The organism is Methyloversatilis sp. XJ19-13 (genome assembly GCF_024580155.1).
In the GTDB taxonomy this organism is placed as follows: Bacteria; Pseudomonadota; Gammaproteobacteria; order Burkholderiales; family Rhodocyclaceae; genus Methyloversatilis.
In genome coordinates this window covers 14,753-33,728 of the sequence record NZ_JANINH010000015.1, presented here as the reverse complement: position 1 = coordinate 33,728, position 18,976 = coordinate 14,753, and the positions used below count along the sequence as shown (strand labels likewise).

The 18,976-nt window shown below is 60.7% G+C and carries 15 protein-coding genes; 13 read left to right on the top strand and 2 right to left on the bottom strand.

Translation table 11 applies throughout. The features are described from left to right. Window positions 1-55 precede the first annotated feature (55 nt). The gene (locus NMQ14_RS16295; protein WP_257080658.1) at window positions 56-394 is read right to left on the bottom strand and encodes a cupin domain-containing protein; all 339 of its coding nucleotides are present in this window, start codon (window positions 392-394) and stop codon (window positions 56-58) included. A 312-nt stretch (window positions 395-706) separates the two neighbouring features. After that, window positions 707-2,026, bottom strand: a complete 1,320-nt coding sequence (locus NMQ14_RS16290) for a DUF1329 domain-containing protein (RefSeq protein ID WP_257097797.1) — start codon at window positions 2,024-2,026, stop codon at window positions 707-709. Between the two features lie 883 nt (window positions 2,027-2,909). Here NMQ14_RS16290 and NMQ14_RS16285 point away from each other — a divergent pair. The 13 genes from NMQ14_RS16285 to NMQ14_RS16225 all read left to right on the top strand — a co-directional run bounded on the left by NMQ14_RS16285 (window position 2,910) and on the right by NMQ14_RS16225 (window position 18,929). Next, window positions 2,910-3,608: a CoA transferase subunit A gene (locus NMQ14_RS16285; protein WP_257097795.1), complete on the top strand. Its 699-nt coding sequence runs from the start codon at window positions 2,910-2,912 to the stop codon at window positions 3,606-3,608. 1 nt (window position 3,609) lies between these two features. Continuing rightward, the gene (locus NMQ14_RS16280) at window positions 3,610-4,257 is read left to right on the top strand and encodes a 3-oxoacid CoA-transferase subunit B (protein ID WP_257097793.1); all 648 of its coding nucleotides are present in this window, start codon (window positions 3,610-3,612) and stop codon (window positions 4,255-4,257) included. Further along, entirely contained in the window at window positions 4,254-4,691 is a 438-nt protein-coding gene (locus NMQ14_RS16275) for a hypothetical protein (protein ID WP_257097791.1), read from the top strand. The genes NMQ14_RS16280 and NMQ14_RS16275 overlap by 4 nt, the downstream gene beginning before the upstream one ends. Further along, window positions 4,688-5,284 carry a peroxiredoxin gene (locus NMQ14_RS16270; RefSeq protein WP_257097789.1) on the top strand — a complete coding sequence of 199 codons (597 nt, stop codon included), beginning with the start codon at window positions 4,688-4,690 and terminating at the stop codon, window positions 5,282-5,284. The genes NMQ14_RS16275 and NMQ14_RS16270 overlap by 4 nt, the downstream gene beginning before the upstream one ends. Before the next feature lie 20 nt (window positions 5,285-5,304). Then, window positions 5,305-5,934 (top strand): glutathione S-transferase family protein, encoded by a 630-nt coding sequence (locus NMQ14_RS16265; protein ID WP_257097787.1) that lies wholly within the window; start codon window positions 5,305-5,307, stop codon window positions 5,932-5,934. Between the two features lie 28 nt (window positions 5,935-5,962). Beyond that, window positions 5,963-6,616, top strand: coding sequence for a glutathione S-transferase (locus tag NMQ14_RS19865; RefSeq protein WP_257097784.1), 654 nt, complete (start codon window positions 5,963-5,965; stop codon window positions 6,614-6,616). A 594-nt stretch (window positions 6,617-7,210) separates the two neighbouring features. Next, window positions 7,211-9,358, top strand: a complete 2,148-nt coding sequence (locus NMQ14_RS16255) for a hydantoinase/oxoprolinase family protein (protein ID WP_257080665.1) — start codon at window positions 7,211-7,213, stop codon at window positions 9,356-9,358. A gap of 12 nt (window positions 9,359-9,370) precedes the next feature. After that, complete coding sequence (locus NMQ14_RS16250; RefSeq protein WP_257097782.1) at window positions 9,371-11,695, top strand: hydantoinase B/oxoprolinase family protein; 2,325 nt, start codon at window positions 9,371-9,373, stop codon at window positions 11,693-11,695. A 38-nt stretch (window positions 11,696-11,733) separates the two neighbouring features. Beyond that, window positions 11,734-12,240, top strand: a complete 507-nt coding sequence (locus NMQ14_RS16245) for an acetone carboxylase subunit gamma (RefSeq protein WP_257097780.1) — start codon at window positions 11,734-11,736, stop codon at window positions 12,238-12,240. A gap of 211 nt (window positions 12,241-12,451) precedes the next feature. Then, window positions 12,452-13,459, top strand: coding sequence for a YCF48-related protein (locus NMQ14_RS16240; protein ID WP_257097777.1), 1,008 nt, complete (start codon window positions 12,452-12,454; stop codon window positions 13,457-13,459). A 17-nt stretch (window positions 13,460-13,476) separates the two neighbouring features. Beyond that, entirely contained in the window at window positions 13,477-15,879 is a 2,403-nt protein-coding gene (locus NMQ14_RS16235; RefSeq protein ID WP_257097775.1) for an MMPL family transporter, read from the top strand. Window positions 15,880-15,964: 85 nt separating this feature from the next. Then, window positions 15,965-17,593 (top strand): DUF1302 family protein, encoded by a 1,629-nt coding sequence (locus tag NMQ14_RS16230; RefSeq protein WP_257097772.1) that lies wholly within the window; start codon window positions 15,965-15,967, stop codon window positions 17,591-17,593. A 16-nt stretch (window positions 17,594-17,609) separates the two neighbouring features. After that, window positions 17,610-18,929: a DUF1329 domain-containing protein gene (locus NMQ14_RS16225; RefSeq protein WP_257097771.1), complete on the top strand. Its 1,320-nt coding sequence runs from the start codon at window positions 17,610-17,612 to the stop codon at window positions 18,927-18,929. Window positions 18,930-18,976: the final 47 nt, after the last annotated feature.

Genomic DNA, 18,976 nt, shown 5'->3' with positions numbered 1-18,976 from the left:
AGGGGGTGCGCTGCCGGCAACGAGGACCGTTACCGCCACCGGCAGCGCGGAGGGATCATTCGGCCGGGATGAAATCCAGGCCCTTCGACAGTACGAACATCACCGTGCAGCCGGTGTCGGTCGTGTGCGGCCCATGTGCCGTGCCGGCCGGTGCCGTGAATATCGAACCCGGACCATAGGCCTTGCCGTTTTCGATGAACTGACCGTCGAGCACATAAGCGACTTCATCGGCCTGCGTATGCAGATGTGATTGCACGCACGAGCCCGCGTCGAATTTGTACAGCACGGTGGATGCCGTCGTCGCGAGTTCGCCGTCGATCACCTTGAAGTACACGCCATCGATTCCGCTGGGTTCCCATGCGAGCGAGTCGGCGTGGAATTCCTTTGTATACATGCGCAGTCTCCTGGGGTGCCCGGTATGTACCGGGTTCATTACATTAGCGGTCTAATGAAGAAGCACGGGCCATGCCACGCGCGGTGTCACGGCTGCGCGCCGTATGCCGGGACGACGCCGTTCATCAAGGGACGAAAGTCGGACCCCGTCCGATCACGGTGACCGATTTCCGGACCGGACGCGGATTCATTCAGGGGGCACGGAGCGCGCGCGGGATCGTGGATGCCCCCTGCATTTGCGCAGCAAGCGCCACCGAACAAAAGGCCCGTCCGCGCGCAGCACGGACGGGCCTCAAGGTGAGGGCCGGCGTTCTTACTTGCCGGTTGCGACTTCTTCCAGCACGTTGAGCGACACGTCGGTTTCCTTGACGCCAGCCGGATTGGACTTCATGTTCGACGACCAGTTGGTGGCGTGGCCACGCTTGACGTCGATGATGTGTCCGATCACGGGCATGACCGCCTTGTAGCCGTCGTCGCCGATGTCAGGCCGATTCTGGAAGATGAACATCTTCCAGAACTCGCCCTTGCGGTCTTCCGCATAGCCCAGATACGGGCGCGGGAAATCGACTTCCATGTACACCACCTTCTTGCTGTAGGGGTGTTCCGGGGGCGGGATGCCTTCAACGACATAGACTTCACGCGGCTCCCAGCCGATGTCCGGCGCCGGGTTGAAGTGCGGCGGAATGTCGATGCCGATGCGCGGGAAGCGCTTGGCCGGATCGGAGAAGGGCTGCTTCACGTCAACGCTGATTTCCGGGCTGTGCGCGATGGCCAGCACCCAGCGCTTTTCCAGCAGCTTGTTCGACTTGTACTTCGTCGGGGCAGCATCCCAGATGTCCCAGTCGTCATACAGCTGGTCGGTGCCGCCGATCGGGTCCATCCACGCGCCGCCCGACAGGCGACGCACGCGACGCACCGACTTCAGGTAGGCGTAGGAGTCATCCGGCACCTTCGAGTCAGCCTGGTTGTAACGCACCGAGAACAGGCCCAGACCGCGGATATCCTGCGGGTAGGTCGCCACGAAGTAGGTCTTCTGCGAAACGTCGCCCTTGCCCACGGTGATCGGGCCGCCGTCAAGGCGCCCTTCCATGTAGTAGCGACGCGACTGGAAGGCCTGCACCCGCTCGTAGCCCTTCTTTGCATCCAGGAAGGCCCAGGCGATATCGCGCAGGTCCATCGTGGCGCCGTAGGTGGCGGCACGCAGGTTCCAGATCACCTTGTCGCCAGCGTGCGGGTCGTCCATCTTGATGGTTTCGGCCGGGAACAGCATGCCTGCCTGCCAGCCCGATACCGTGCGGTCAGCCGGGTTGAACTTCACCGTGTTGATGTTCTTCTTCGACCACTCCACGTACTTCGGATCCATCTCGATCTTCTTCGAGTTCGCGAGCTTGATGGTCAGGTTGTAGTTCTTGATCATCCATTCGAGCTTTTCCGGGACCATGCTGGCGATGGTCTTGTTCTCGAAGGTGTCGTTCTTGATGCTTTCGTAGTTTTCCTTGTTGATCACGAAGCCTGCGGGAAGCTCCTTCGCGAAGGCCGGGCTCGCGCCCAATCCGATCGCGAGGGTGATTGCGCCTGCCACGCCTTTTCGCAGCGCACTGCGACCTGGCGTCTGGTTGCCTTGGTTTTGCATCGTCTCCTACTCCTTTGGTCTGTGGTTCAGGATCAAACGAACGATCGGCGTCCGGTGAAATCCGTCAGCGGGGAGGGCTGTTGAATTCCGTCGTGGCCGATGTCTGACTGAAGGGCGACGTGTGTCGCCCGCGACCTCCCTACATGTCCGCCTCCCGGACCGGGGGCGGACTATGCGGCGTTGCGCTGTCATGACGGTGAGGTCGGTGCCGTCAGGCAGCCTTGCATGGGGTGGGTGTCCTGCACTGGACGAGATTCGTGGCACATTGCGCACAGTGACGTGTGGTACGGCAAGGAACGCGGCACGCGGCCCCACGCTGACACGGCATCGCGCTGGATCGGGAATCTCGTACATGCCTTCGGAAACCGGAAAGTTCATGTGTCGCACCGGCTTGCTGTTCGCGGATGCGGTCATCGGGTATGCCCTGAAGAAGGGTGCCGTCGCCGCGAGGGCGTCGCACCGCTTTCGACCGGGCTTTCGATAGATCCAAGATTTAGCATCAGATTCCTTAGCGTGCAACCTGTTTCCGGGTCGACCACGTTCTTTGCGGCACCCGGCCACATGCAGCCGCTGTGCAGGCAGTTGCAGGCATTAATCATTGATGCCGTCTCTACGGCATGCCCGCTCATCCGGATGCAATCGGTCGGCTGAAAGTCGAACCCCGGACTGATGGCGACGGACGATTTCCGGACTGCCCACCGTCCGGACAGGTCGTCACCGTTCGGACGTACGTGTATTTGATATTCAAAAACAAGGGTTTGTAATGAGTGCGGTGCAGCATGCCTGCGCAGGCACAGGCTTTGCTGGCCGCTACTGCTGGTCGGCGGCACACCGACGCGGAGTGTTGCGACCAAAAGTGCGTGCAGGCACAAGGAGGAGGCAGATGAAAAAGGTTTACCCGGACGCGGTCACCGCGCTCAAGGGATTGATCACCGACGGCCATACGCTTGCCGTGGGCGGTTTCGGTCTGTGCGGCATTCCGGAACTGCTGATCAACGCCGTGGCAGACAGCGGCGTGAAGAATCTGACGGTGATCAGCAACAACGCGGGCATCGATGGCGTGGGTCTCGGGCGATTGCTCGGCAACCGTCAGGTGCATCGCATGATCGCTTCATACGTCGGCGAGAACGAGGAGTTCGAGCGTCAGCTGCTGTCCGGCGAACTGGAGGTCGAACTGACGCCCCAGGGCAGTCTGGCCGAGAAGCTGCGCGCCGGTGGCGCCGGCATTCCAGCTTTCTACACGCGTACCGGTGTCGGCACGCCGGTGGCGGACGGCAAGGAGACGCGCGAGTTCGGCGGTCAGCGTTATCTGCTCGAACATGCCCTGCGCGCCGACGTGTCGCTGGTCAAGGCGTGGAAGGCCGACGAATCGGGCAACCTGATCTACCGCAAGACCGCGCGCAACTTCAATCCGATGGTGGCGACGGCCGGCAAGGTAACGGTGGTCGAGGTCGAGGAACTCGTGCCGACCGGCGCGCTGGATCCGGATCAGATCCACACGCCCGGCATCTTCGTGCATCGCATCATCGTGAATACCGCACCGCTGAAGCGCATCGAAAAACTCACCACAAGGCAGCAATGACATGGCCTGGACACGAGACGACATGGCGCGCCGCGCCGCGCGCGAGCTGAAAGACGGCTATTACGTGAATCTGGGCATCGGCATGCCCACGCTGGTGGCCAACCACATCCCGGAAGGCATGGATGTCTGGCTGCAGTCGGAAAACGGCCTGCTCGGCATCGGCCCCTTTCCGCTCGAAAGCGAAGTCGACGCCGACCTGATCAATGCCGGCAAGCAGACGGTCAGCACCATCCCCGGCAGCAGCTTCTTCAGCAGCGCCGATTCTTTCGGCATGATCCGCGGCGGGCACATCAATCTGGCCATCCTGGGCGCGATGCAGGTCAGCGAACACGGTGACCTGGCGAACTGGATGATTCCGGGCAAGCTGGTCAAGGGCATGGGTGGCGCGATGGATCTGGTGGCCGGTGTGCAGCGCGTGATCGTTCTGATGGACCACTGCAGCAAGGCGGGCGAACACAAGATCCTGAAGAACTGCGATCTGCCGCTGACCGGCGTCGGCGTGGTCAACATGATCATTTCCGACCTGTGCGTGCTCGCAGTGACGCCGGACGGACTGGAACTGCGCGAACTCGCGCCGGGCGTCAGCCTGGAAGAGGTGCAGGAAAAGACCGGCGCTCCGATCCACACCGCGCCTGTGGTGATGCGATGAAACCGGCGGCCGCTTCAACGAAGTCGGCCGCGCGGCCCGCCGATGCGGGGCGCACCCTCAGCCGCGAACAGCTGGTCGAAGGCTATGGCCTGCCGCTGAGCCGCTTCGGTGTGTTCGAAGCGCTCGGAATCATCGTGCCCGAGGGCGACGATGGCTTCCGCTGTGACGACGACGACCGCCTGATCATCGCTGCCGCGGCCGTGCAGCTCGGCTTCGACGAACGCGAACTGGGCGAATTGATGGAGCTTTACGACAACACGACCCCGCAGGATCGCGCCTTGCCGCGTTTCATGAAGCTGCTTGCGAGTTACCAGCGCCTGATGGCGTGGCGGCATCCGGAAGGCTGTGACCCCGACACGCTGGCGAGCCTGGCGCGTCGACCCTTCCGTGCTGAACGGTTCGGTTTTGGTGAATCGGGAAAGGGCCGGGCGTGAGTGCGCTGGTCGGGCGTAGCGCCCCCGGATTCACGGAGAACGCGGTCTGGCCCGACAACGATTTCCGGCCGTTTCGCCTCGCCGACTGTCGGGGGCGGTATGTGGTGCTGTTTTTCTATCCGCTCGACTTCACTTACGTCTGTCCATCGGAGCTGATTGCGTTCGAACACCGCATGGCCGAGTTCTCGAGGCGTCAGGTCGATGTGGTCGGGTGTTCGATCGACTCGACCTTCTCCCACCTTGCGTGGAAGAAGACGCCGCAGGACGAGGGCGGAGTCGGTCAGCTCAGCTATCCGCTGATCGGCGACGTGACCCACGCTGTTGTTCGGGCCTTCGACGTCGAAGGCCCGACCGGCGTGGCCTTGCGCGCCACCTTCCTGATCGACAGGGAAGGCATCGTGCAGCACCAGATCGTCAACAGTCTCGCTATCGGGCGGGACATCGATGAACTCCTGCGCGTCATCGATGCGCTACAGCACACCGAGCGTAACGGTGAAGTGTGTCCGGCGGGCTGGCAGAAGGGCAGGGTCGGTGTGATGCCGACAGACAGTGGTGTGGCCAAGTACCTCGCCGAACATTCGGATATGTTGTGACAACAAGGAGGATTGCCCCGATGAAACTGTACGACTGGCATGCAGCACCCAATCCGAAACGCGCCCGCATGTGCATCGCGGAAAAGGGTCTCGACATCGAAATCATCGAGGTCGGTGGTGACGACCTGAAACTGCGCCCCGACTACATCGCCAGGTTTCCGCAGGCCATGGTGCCGATGCTGGAACTCGATGACGGTCGCCAGCTGGGTGAGTCCATCGCCATCGCGCGCTACATTGACGAACTGTATCCGTCGCCCCCGATGTTCGGCCGCAATGCCTACGAGCGCGGCGTTGTCGAAATGTGGGAGCGCCGTGCGTTCGACGAAGGCATGATGGCGGCTGGCGAGGTGTTCCGTAACACGCATGAAGCCTTCATCGACCGCGGTCTGCCCGGCTTCGCTGTGCCGGTGCCGCAGATCCCCGCGCTGGTCGATCGCGGCCGCATGCGCCTGGAGCTGTTCTTCCGGAAGTTCGACGAGCAACTTGCCAACAACCGCTTCATTGCGGGGGACATGTTCTCGATCGCCGACTGCACGTTGTTCTGCAGCGTCGAATTCGCCTTCTGGTCCGACATCAAGATTCCGGCCGACTGCAGGAATCTGCAGCGCTGGTTCGACGAAGTCAGCGCCCGTCCAAGCGCCAAGGCCTGACCCGGCTGACGATTCAGGGGACGCGCAGGTGATAGATCTTTACACCGCACCGACACCCGAAGGATGGAAGGTGTCGATCGCGCTCGAAGAGTTGCGCCTTCCCTACATCGTGCATCCCGTCGACGCTTGCAGCGATCCGCAGCTAGCGCCGGATTTTCTGCGCATCCGCCCGTGCGGTTGCGTGCCGGCCATCGTTGATCGCGCAGCCGGTGATCACGCGGTGATCGAGTCCCGGGCAATCCTCCTCTATCTGGCCGACAAGACCGGACGCCTGATGCCTCGCGACGAAGCCGGGCGCGCCCGGGTCGAGCAATGGCTCGCTACGGATTTAGCCAACCCGCTATCCGGCGGCGTTTCCGTCGTGACACGACGCGTCACGCCCGATCCTGCGGGCAATGGCGGTGCCTCGCGCAGCGAACTGCGCGCGCTGTTTGCCCGCCTCGATGCGCAACTGCAGGCAGACGAATACCTCGCCGGGGATTTCAGCATCGCCGACATCGCCCAGTGGGCGTGCGTGCGCATGCATGCCTGGTCCGGCATCGACATGACGCCCTATCGCGCGCTGGCACGCTGGATTGAAAGGATATCCGCGCGCGACGCATGTCGTCGCGGGGTATCCGTGCCGCGACCGTTCGAACCGGCCGAGCAGGTCTATCGCGTCAAATCCATCCTCTTGCGCTGATCGTCACACATACGGGTCGTTCCGTCCGGCAGCTGTCTGCCGCCTCGTGAAGGGCCGATCCGCAACGCGGACCCCGCGGCGCTTCCGACGCCTTTCTGCCAGTCAAAGCATCCTTCAATCGAACGTTCGTCCGATCGCTCTCTGGCGCATCGAGGTCGCCCTCGTGTCGCCCGCATTGCCGCGACTAAGACGACCTGCATTGCCTTGCCAGGGCGCCCCGCATCGTGCGCATGGCGTCGGCAAGCCGTTTCAAGCGATTTGACATGTTGCGTCGCAGCATCCGGCTGCCGCCGAAAGTCTTTCGTTCAGCATGCGTCCGGACGGACTGTCCGACCGACAGACGGTCCGCTTCGGGCAAGCCGTCCGAATTCCATCCGTCCGGACGGTCGTACGGTTCAGGATGCTTGTGATCCACCTTGAACTTTCGTCGTTTAAAAACAATTGGTTGTGCTTGTTTTGCGTGATCGAATGCACGCTGGCACTGTCCTTGCAGAGCATGAGTGTTCGATTGCACGACGGTCGATCAATAAAGGCCGGTCCGTCCGGGCGGGCCGGAAGCAAACACAGGCAGGTTAATTAAATGGAGACGTGGAGATGACGATCGAAAACTCGTCGGTTCAGGTGCTGGGGATTGACGCAGGCGGCACAATGACTGACACCTTTTTTGTCCGTGCTGACGGCCGCTTCGTGGTCGGCAAAGCACAAAGCAATCCCGGGGACGAATCCCTGGCGATCTACAACTCTTCGGTCGATGCATTGGCGCATTGGGGCCGCGAAGTTGACGATGTGTATCCGGAGCTGGTGACCTGCGTGTATTCGGGCACCGCCATGCTGAACCGTGTTCTGCAGCGCAAGGGCCTCGATGTCGGCCTGATCTGCAACAAGGGTTTCGAGCAGGTTCACTCGATGGGTCGCGCACTGCAGAGCTACCTCGGCTACGCCCTCGAAGACCGTATTCACCTGAACACCCACCGTTACGACGAGCCGCTGGTTCCGATCTCGCGCACCCGTGGTGTGACCGAGCGTACCGACGTTCAAGGCAAGATCGTCATCCCGCTGCGGGTTGAAGAAGTCCGTCAGGCCACGCGCGAACTGGTTGAAGCCGGCTCCAAGGCCATCGTGATCTGCCTGCTTCAGTCGCACAAGAATGAAGACAGCGAAAAGCTGGCTCGCGATGCCTGCAAGGAAGAGCTGAAGAAGCTCGGTGCCGACATTCCGGTTTTCGCTTCGGTGGATTACTACCCGCAGCGCAAGGAAAGCCACCGCATGAACACCACGATTCTGGAAGCCTACGGCGCAGAACCGTCGCGTGCGACCCTGAAGCTGGTGAGCGACCGTTTCAAGAAGCACGGTGCCAAGTTCGACCTGCGCGTGATGGCTACGCACGGCGGCACGATCAGCTGGAAGGCCAAGGAGCTGGCCCGTACCATCGTGTCCGGCCCGATCGGCGGCGTGATCGGTTCGAAGATGCTCGGCGAGTGCCTCGGTGACGAAAACATCGCGTGCTCGGACATCGGCGGCACGTCGTTCGACGTGGCCCTGATCACCAAGGGTTCGTTCGCGATCAAGTCCGACCCGGACATGGCGCGTCTCGTGCTGTCGCTGCCGCTGGTGGCGATGGACTCGGTTGGTGCCGGTGCAGGTTCGTTCGTTCGTATCGATCCGTACTCGAAGTCGATCAAGCTGGGCCCGGACAGCGCCGGTTACCGTGTCGGCACCTGCTGGCCGGAAAGCGGTCTGGACACGGTTTCGGTGTCGGACTGCCACGTTGTGCTGGGTTACCTGAACCCGAACAACTTCCTCGGCGGCCTGATCAAGCTCGACGTTCAGCGCGCACGTGACCACATCAAGGCACAGATCGCTGACCCGCTGGGCCTGTCGGTCGAAGATGCCGCTGCCGGCGTGATCGAACTGCTTGACCTGACGCTGTCGGAATACCTGCGCGCCAACATCAGCGCCCGCGGTTACAACCCGACGGAATTCACCTGCTTCTCGTACGGCGGCGCCGGCCCGGTTCACACCTACGGCTACACCGCAGGCGTGGGCTTCAAGGACGTCGTCGTTCCGGCATGGGCTGCCGGCTTCTCGGCCTTCGGTTGCGCCTGCGCCGACTTCGAATACCGCTACGACAAGTCGGTTGACCTGGCTGTGCCGCAGCATGGCACCGATGCAGCCAAGATCGCCGCGTGCGAAATCCTGCAGAGCGCCTGGGCCGAACTGGCAGCCAAGGTGGTCGAAGAGTTCGTCATCAATGGCTACAAGCCGGAAGACGTGCTGCTGATCCCGGGTTACAAGATGCAATACACGGGCCAGCTGAACGACCTCGAAATCATTTCCCCGATCACCAATGCATCGACTGCAGCGGACTGGGACAAGATCGTCGAAGCGTTCGAAACCACCTACGGTCGTGTGTATGCCAATTCGGCACGTTCGCCGGAACTGGGCAACTCGGCTACCGGCGCGATCATGCGCGGTACCGTCGTGACGCAGAAGCCGGTGCTGCCGGAAGATCCGGATGGTGGCCCGACGCCGCCGGCCGAAGCTTTCCTCGGAACGCGCCCGTTCTACCGTCACAAGAAGTGGGTCGATGCGAAGCTGTACAAGATGGAATTGCTGAAGGCCGGCAACCACATCGTCGGACCCGCCATCATCGAATCGGACGCTACCACGTTCGTCGTGCCGAATGGTTTCGAGACCACGGTCGACAAGCATCGCCTGTTCCATCTCAAAGAAGTCAAGTGAGGAGAAACAACTATGAACATGTTGAGTAATACCGAAACCGGTTTTGCCGATCTGCTGAAGAACGGCCAGACGCTGTCGCAGTTCCGCGCCGGCATCATCGAGCGCACCAATGCAACCGGCTGCTACAACGGCCTCGAAACCCTCGAATTGCGCGAAAGCGATCCGATCGGCTACGAGAAGCTGTTCTCGAAGCTGCGCGGCGGCCTGGTTCACGCTCGTGAAACCGCCAAGAAGATTGCGGCCAGCCCGATCGTCGAGCAGGAAGGCGAACTGTGCTTCACGCTGTACAACGCGGTCGGCGACTGCGTTCTGACCTCGACCGGCATCATCATCCACGTCGGCACGATGGGCGCCGCGATCAAGTACATGATCGAGAACAACTGGGAAGCCAATCCCGGTATCGCCCCGGGTGACATGTTCACCAACAACGACTGCGCCATCGGCAACGTCCACCCGTGCGACATCGCGACCATCGTCCCGATCTTCCACGAAGGTCGTCTGATCGGCTGGGTGGGTGGTGTGACGCACGTGATCGACACCGGCGCCGTGACGCCGGGTTCGATGTCGACCGGCCAGACCTCGCGCTTCGGCGACGGCTACATGATCACCTGCCGCAAGACCGGTGTGAATGACACCCCGCTGCGTGACTGGCTGCATGAGTCGCAGCGTTCGGTCCGCACACCGAAGTACTGGATCCTCGACGAAAAGACCCGTATCGCCGGTTGCCACATGATCCGCGAACTGGTTGAAGAAGTGATCGCGGCCGACGGCATCGAAGCGTACGAAAAGTTCGCCTACGAAGTCATCGAAGAAGGTCGTCGCGGCCTGATGATGCGTATCAAGGACATGACGATCCCGGGCGTTTACCGCAAGGTCGCTTTCGTCGATGTGCCGTACGCACACGAAGACATCGGTGTGTCGAGCAAGTTTGCCAAGCTGGATTCGATCATGCACTCGCCGTGCAAGATGACCATCAAGGAAAACGGCAAGTGGCGCCTCGACTTCGAAGGTGCAAGCCGTTGGGGCTGGCATACCTTCAACGCCCACCAGGTCGCTTTCACCAGCGGCATCTGGGTGATGATGTGCCAGACGCTCGTTCCGACGCAGCGTATCAATGACGGTGCCTACTACGCCACCGAGTTCCACCTGCCGAAGGGCGCATGGTGCAACCCGGATGACCGTCGCACCGGCCACGCCTACGCATGGCACTTCCTGGTTTCGGGTTGGTCGGCTCTGTGGCGCGGTCTGTCGCAGGCTTACTTCAGCCGCGGCTACCTCGAAGAAGTCAATGCCGGCAACGCCAACACGTCGAACTGGCTGCAAGGTGGCGGTATCAACCAGGACGGCGAAATCCACGCGGTCAACAGCTTCGAAGCTTCGTCGTGCGGTACCGGTGCCTGCGCAGTCAAGGACGGTCTGAACCACGCTGCCGCCATCTGGAATCCGGAAGGCGACATGGGCGACATCGAAATCTGGGAAATGGCAGAACCCCTGCTGTACCTGGGTCGCAACGTCAAGGCCAACTCCGGCGGCTACGGCAAGTACCGTGGTGGCTGCGGTTTCGAAACCCTGCGCATGGTGTGGAATTCGCAGGACTGGTCGATGTTCTTCATGGGCAACGGCTACATGAACAGCGACTGGGGTCTGATGGGTGGTTACCCGTCGGCAACCGGCTACCGCTTCGAAGCCCACAACACGGGCCTCGAGCGTCGCATCGCCAACGGCGAAGCGATCCCGCTGGGCGCCGATCTGGATCCGGGCCTGAACACCTACGAGCAGAGCATCGATGCAACGTCGCTCGTGAAGCGCGACAAGCAGTGCATGACGACGGAAGACTGCTACGCCAACCACGATCTGTACCTGAACTACCTGCGTGGTGGCCCGGGCTTCGGCGATCCGCTGGATCGTGACGTCAAGTCGATCGAGAAGGACCTGAACGAGCTGTTCCTGCTGCCGGAATTCGCCGCCAAGGTCTACGCTGCCGTTGTCACGCAGAACGCCAAGGGTGTCTACACCGTTGATGCTGCAAAGACCGCTGCCCGCCGTGCCGAATTCCGCAAGGAACGTATCGCACGCTCGGTGCCGACCCGTGAGTGGATGAAGGAAGAGCGCGCACGCATCATCAGCAAGCACGCTTCCACGCCGGTTCAGCACATGTTTGCCACCAGCTTCGCGCTGTCGGAAAAGTTCAAGAACGAATTCAAGACGTTCTGGAGCCTGCCGGCTGACTGGGAACTGCTGGAAACCGAGCTGGGCGTTCCGTCGTACGGGTCCAAGTTCCGTATGGACCTGTCGTTGATGCCGGACGTCCGTACCATCGTCCAGGTCGAAGAATAATTTCCGGCCTGAACGTTCAGCGAATCTAGGAGTAGCAAATGTCGACTTACAACAAAGAGCAAGTAGCACACCTGGCCGCGGGCACCCTCGACTGGGATACGACGTTCCGCATGCTGTCGATGCCGAAGGACAAGGCACGCTTCGGCATGTACGTGGAAGCACTGCAGGCAAAGGTGACGTTTCCGGATCGCATCGTCCTTCCGCTGGGCCCGCATCTGTACATCGTGCAGTCGGCCAAGAACAAGCAGTGGATCGTAAAGTGCGATTGTGGCCACGAGTTCTGCGGCTACAAGGAAAACTGGAAGATGTTCGCCAACATCTACGTGCGTGACACGGAAGAAGCCATGGCCGAGGTGTATCCGACGCTGATGGCTCCGGACACGAAGTGGCAGGTTTACCGTGAGTACTACTGCCCGAGCTGCGGCACGATGCACGACGTCGAAGCTCCGACCCCGTGGTACCCGGTGATCCATGACTTCGAGCCGGACATCGAAACGTTCTACAAGGAGTGGGTGGGCTTGCCCGTACCCGAACGCGCTGCCTAAACAAGGCACGCGTGGCCCCTGACCGGAGGAGGTCAGGGGCCAGTTCGCAGCCGGCTACAGCCGGCTGCGTTCCTCCAAACACCCTGTACTTGATGCCGGCAGAGCCGAAGTGCTCTACACCGCCGTAGGGAACGGTCGTGCCGAACATCGAAAGCAGGTCATGAAAAGCGTCGCGCGCAGAGCACGAAATGACGCGTGAAGGAGACTGAAGATGCAACAGGCAAGAGACTCTGGCGGTGGTGTTCAGAAGATACTGAGCATCATTACTCAATTACTCCCGATCATCATTATTGGCGGTTTGCTTTACGCCGGCTTCTTCGTCAAGGCAGAAGCAGTCATCACCAAGGTTGAACCGAAGCCGATCGAACGGCGCGACAACTTCTTCAGCATCATCACCCCCACCGAGCAGATTGCCTGGGCAGCGGGTACGGCCGGCAAGATCGTCCGTTCCGACGATGGCGGAAAGACCTGGCTCCGACAGCCCACTCCCACGCTTGTAAATCTTCAGGGCATCGCAGCCTGGGATGCACAGACCGCGGTCGCAGCGGGCAACGAAGGTACGATCCTGCACACCACCGATGGCGGTGCGAGCTGGAAGCTTGCAAATACTCCCAAGTCCGAAAATCCCAACAAGCTGTTCCGTGTCCGCGTATTCGGCGACACGGCGTGGGCCGTTGGCGAGTTTTCCGGGCTCTACAAATCCACCGACAAGGGTGCCAACTGGACGCGGCTGCTTCCGGAAGATGACCGTGCGCTGAACGCCATCTACTTCGTCGGCCAGTCCGGCTGGGCGGTGGGTGAAGTCGGCTCGATCATGCGTACCGAGGACGGTGGCGAAACGTGGACGCCAGTCGAGACCGAGAATCAGTCCAGTCTGATGGCGGTCACCTTCCGCGATGCGACGCACGGCGTCGCCGTTGGCTTGACCGGGACGCTGCTGGTGACCGACGACGCCGGTGTGACCTGGCGCGTGGTGCCGGGTCTGACGCGCGAGCATCTGCTTGATGTCATCTGGGATGAAAACAACTGGATTGCAGTCGGCGACAAGGGCGTGAAGGTCACCTCGAACGCGGAGGCCACCGAGTGGACTGCCGGGCGCCTTGCTGAAGGTGATGTTGCGTGGCGCACCCAGATCGTCCGGGCCGGCTCGAAGTACTTCGTCGCCGGTGCAAATCTCGGAATTCTCGAAGACGGGAAGATCACCGTCGTCGGTCGATAGCAGGCAAGGAGAATCGCGTGAAAAATACTACTTTCAGCAAGGTCGAACATGCGTTCGCATTGCTGATCAAAAATCGCATACCGGTTGTACTCGCGGTCCTGATTGCAACGGTCGTGATGGCCTATCTTGCCTCGTACGTCGAGGTGAAGACCGTATTCAGCGACCTGCTTCCGAAAAACCATCCCTACGTCGAGGTGAACCAGAAATTCAAGTCAACCTTCGGCGGCTCGAACATGGTCAGCATCATGGTCGAAGTCAAGGACGGCGATATTTTCAAGAAGGAAGTGCTTGAAAAGGTCCAGAAGCTGACGGTCGGCCTGCAACAGGTCGATGCGGTCGATACCTACCAGATCGTTTCCATCGCCTCAAAGAAGACAAAGGAAGTCCGGGCATCCACAGAGGGCGTTGAATCGCGCCCGATCATGTGGCCGCGACTGCCTGCGGATGACAAGGAGATGGCAATCCTGCGCGAGGCGGTGTTGAATAACCCGCTGATCTATGGCCCGTACGTGTCGATCGACCTGAAGGCTACGCTGATCACGGCTGACTTCCTCGATACGGAAATCAACTACAGCAAGGCCTTCGATCAGATCATGGGTCTGGTCAAGGAAGCCGAGGGCGACGGCGTGCTGGTTCGCGTCGTCGGTGAGCCGGTGCTGTATGGCTGGGTCAATTTCTACCTCGACGAAACGATCCAGATCTTCTTCGCCGCCATCGCGTCGCTCGTCCTGATCCTGCTGCTGATCACGCGTACCGTCCATGGCACGATCATTCCGCTGATCGCAGCCATCATCAGCGCCTGCTGGGCGCTCGGTGCTGCAAAGCTGATGGGATTCCACCTCGATCCGCTGGTCATCGTGGTGGCCTTCCTGATCACGGCGCAGGCGATCTCGAATTCGGTGCAGCTCATTTCGCGCTTCGACGATGAAATTGCTCACGGAACTGCCAAGGCGTCCGACGCAGCGGTGGCGAGTGCCAAGCACCTGTTCAAGCCCAGTCTGCTTGCAATCGTCGCTGACGCCGGTTGCGTGCTGGTGGTTGCGCTGACCCCGATTCCGATGCTGGAGAAGATTTCCTACATCGGTACCGTCTGGATCTTCGCGATTTTCATCGGCGCGCTGATCATGACGCCGGTGTTGCTGTCGTGGTTCAACCCGCGCAAGAACGCCGACGGTTCATACAGTCACCGTTTCGTGCATCCGATCAATATCCGTCCGGTATTGATGGTCATCCTCAACCTCGCGTCCAGCATCGTGGTCACGAAGGCACGTTTCGTTGTGCTGGGGGTGGCGCTGGCGGTGTTTGCGGTGTCCTTCTGGTATTCGTTCAACCTGAAGGTGGGTGACGCGAATCCGGGTTCTCCGATCCTCTGGCCGGATTCGCAATACAACACCGATGCAGCGGACATCAACCGCCAGTTCCAGGGCTCGGACCGCATGTTCGTCGTGGTCGCTGGCAAGGAAAAGGGTTCGTTGCGCGAGCCGGAAGTGCTGCAGAGCATGGCCAACTTCCAGCGCTACATGGAAGCCCAGCCTGAAGTCGGCGGCAGCATTTCGCTGGCTGACATCCTGCCGCAGGTGCGTCGCGTGCTGCGTGAAGGCAACCCGATGTACGGCGAGCTTGGCAACGATGCAGGCGAGAACGGTGAGCTGACCTATATGTTCGTGTCGGGCTCCGACCCGGGCGACATGGATCGCTACGCCGACAGCGATGCGCTGAACGGGGCTGTGACGCTGTTCTTCCGCGATCACCAGGGCGAAACGATCCGTACCGCCGTGGCACGTGTGCAGGATTACGTGAAGCAGAACCCGATCGAAAACGCTGAGTACCTGCTTGCAGGGGGGTTGGTCGGCGTGTTGGCTGCGGTGAATGAAGTGATTCTCGCAGGCCAGATCGAAGCCATCGCGCTGGCGCTCCTTGTGCTGGTCGTGTGTTGCACCGTGACCTTCCACTCGATGGTCGCCGGCGTGTTTTTCATGATTCCGGTGATGCTGTCGAACACGATCACGTTCAGCTACATGGCATACAACGAAATCGGGATGAACATCAATACCTTGCCTGTCGTGGCACTGGGTATCGGTCTGGGGGTGGATTACACCTTCTACATCGTCGATGGCATCCGCGAAGAACTGCACCTGCATGACAACGTCGAGAAGGCCATCCTGAACTGTCTGACCAGCCAGGGACGTGGCGTGTTGCTGACGGCGCTGACGCTGATTACCAGCGTGGGCCTGTGGAGCTTCTCGTCGCTCAGGCTCCAGGCTGACATGGGCTTGCTGATCGCCCTGTGGCTCTTCATTTCGGCCTTCAGCGCGTTGTTCATCATGCCGGCAATCGTATATGTGTTCCGCCCCACGTTCGTTGTGGGGAGCAAAGAGCGCCCGATCGAGCGCGCCGAGGGATCTGCAGTAGTTGTGTGAGGGTCGCTTGCCTCGCCCGGCGTCACACGATGCCGGGCGTGAGCAGATGGCTCATGGGTAGTGCCAAAACGGAGGGAATGGAGACATGAGAAGAAGCAAAATCTTCAGGCAGACCGGACCGGGTCTGGCTGTTGCAGCTGTGCTGGCCGGGATGGGCATGCCCGTCGCGAATGCCGCTGGCCTCGAGGGAACATGGATGGGCCGCGACGACTTCACCTGGGCACTGAGCGGCTATGTACGCGCCTGGGCGTCGATGAACCTGGAAGATCAACCCGAGCTGAGCCGGGTTGGCAAGGACAGCTTCGGCAAGCTTTCGATGTTGCGCGGTTCGCTGCTGCTTGACCTGGACGTTAAAACCGGTCCCGTGAAGTGGAAGGCCATCGGTCGTCTGGATCGTGAGTACAAGACGAACTACCTGTCGGATCTGGAAGAACTTCGGGACTCGGTGGCTAACAATTTCAATGTTGCGTCGCCCGGTGGTAAGAGCATCACCGAAAATTACAACAACGCCGATATTCGCGAATTCTGGGCAGAAGTGCCGATCGGCGAACGCGTGACGGTCAAGTTCGGTAAGCAGCAACTGGTGTGGGGCGAATCCGACTTCTTCCAGGCGATGGATCTGGTGCACGGCTACGACTTCAGCTGGCGCCTGTTCTTCGAGGGCGAGAACGAGGAGTGGCGCAAGCCGTTGATCCTGTTGTCGACCAAGATCCGGATTCCGGAAGCGAATGGTCTGCTCGCAGCCTACATCCGTCCGGGCTGGGATCGTTGCGAAGACATCGGCAACACGTATGACATCAATGGCGGTCGCTGGTTTTTCCAGCCGTATCGCGGTTTCGACCTGAGTTCGGGCACGAGCAAGAACTGTGACCACAAGGACGGCGACCAGGATGACGTGACCGGCGGTATCCGCTGGCAGGGCGAAGCCTATGGCCTGAACTACTCCATCGCTTACCTCACGACCTTCGCTGCCGATCCGGTTGCGAGCGCTGGGATTGCGCCGGGGGGATTGGGCGGAGTTGCGCATCAGGGTGTTACGAATAACGAACTATTGTTTCAGCGTATTCATCCAAAAATCGATGTGCTCGGTGTGACGGTCAGCGGCTACAGTGAATCGCTTGATGCGGTGCTCAGCGCCGAAATGGCCTTCACGAAGGACCAGCCGTTCAACGCAGGTGTGGGTGGTTTCAACGAAGGCAACTACATCACGCGGGGCGGTGGTTTGTGTACCGCAGGTCTCGGTCTGTGCGAGATCGTGAAGAAGGACACCCTGCGCGTCATGTTGCGCGCCGACAAGGACCTGAACTTCCAGGACCTGCTCGGTACGTCGCGCCCGTCGTTCTCGTCGATCCAGCTGTTCAATACGCAAATCCTGAACTACGACGGCGATGAGCAGATCGTTCGCCTGTTTGCGTACGGAACACCGGCCAATCAGCACAACACCATCCTGACCATGTTCACCGGTCTGAACTACAAGAACGACACGATCAACCCCGGCCTCGCCGTCGGTTTCGATCTGACGAATGGCGGCGGCTTCGCCATTCCGAGCGTGTCGGTCGTGTTCGACGACAAGTGGGTGGCCAAGGCCGAAGCGGACATTTTCTGGGATGGTGGCAAGAGCAATCGTCTGCAGTTCAGCGGTGGCGAGTCGCAGCTGTTCGGCTACTTCAGCCGCGCCAGCCAGCTCGTGCTTCGTGTGACCCGTCAGTTCTGATCAAAGGAAAGAAGACATGATGAAGATGAGTACCCAATCCCGTCGTAGCACCCTTGCACGCACAGGTGTCGCTGGCGCAATCGCGCTGATGCTGGCTGCCGGTGCCGGTCAGGCCTTCGCGAAGGAGCTCGAAGCGGGCTTCGTGATCAACAAGGAAAACTACGACAGCATCAAGAACGACACCTTCGAGAACAAGACCATCGCCAGCATGGTTCCGGAAAAGCTCGAATGGATGATCAAGAACTACAACACGACCATCAAGCTCGCGCACTCGAAGAAGATCGAGATGGATCCGAAGTACGTGGAGTGGTCGAAGAAGAACATCAACACGGTGAAGTTCAACCCGGCTGACCGCACGGTATCGGGCTGGCAGGCAGGCATGCTGTTCCCGGCCGAAACCATCAAGATGGACGACCCGCACGCTGGCGACAAGGTGATCTGGAACCTGCGTGCCGCCACCTATGGCGCCACGATGGACCTGCGCGACATCGCCTGGGCCTTCCTCGATGCGAAGAAGGGTTACGAGCGGGTGCAGGCCTTCCAGTCGCGCCGTTACTACATGGAAGGGCGCCTTGACGGCGGCCCGATCACCGTGGGCAAGGGCGACGTTTCGCAGAAGACCTACTTCGTGGCGACCTACCCGCAGGACATCCGCGGTCTGGGCCTGTTCTCGGTGCGTTACAACCAGGCTGACTCGAAGGTGCCGGATGACTCCTACGCCTACCTGAAGTCGGTGCGTCGCGTGCGTCGCCTGTCGGGCGGCGCGTGGATGGACCCGATCGGCGGCACCGACCAGCTGTATGACGACTGGGACATCTGGGATGCCGCCCCGACGAAGTACAAGTCGAACAAGCTGCTGGAAAAGCGTTGGGTGCTGGCCATCGCGCACAGCCCGGAAATCAGCGTTGACGTGAAGCAGCCCTTCTCCGATCCGGCCAAGCGCTTCCCGCGCATCGGCATCGACATTCCGCCGCACTTCAACCCGGCGCCGGACATCGGCTGGGAGCCGCGTGAAGTGTATGTGGTCGAAGGCGTGTGCCCTGACGAGCATCCGTACAGCAAGAAGACCGTGTACATGGAAGTGGAATTCCCGCGCCCGTACCTCGGCTTTGCGCTCGACCGCAAGGGCGAATTCTGGAAGATGTTCATTTTCCAGAACCGGCCTGACACCGGCGACGACGGCTACAAGGCGGTCATGCCCGTGATCGGACACATCATCGACGTCAAGCGTGGCCACGCCACCAACTGGTCGTCGAACATGAAGTCCAATCCGGCTGGCGTCAAGGAAACCGACGTGTCGCTCAACGTGCTGGAAGAAGTCGCAACCGGCAAGTAAGCCCTTTTGCAAGTATTGCTGGTACCTCCTCCCGGCATGTTCGCCCG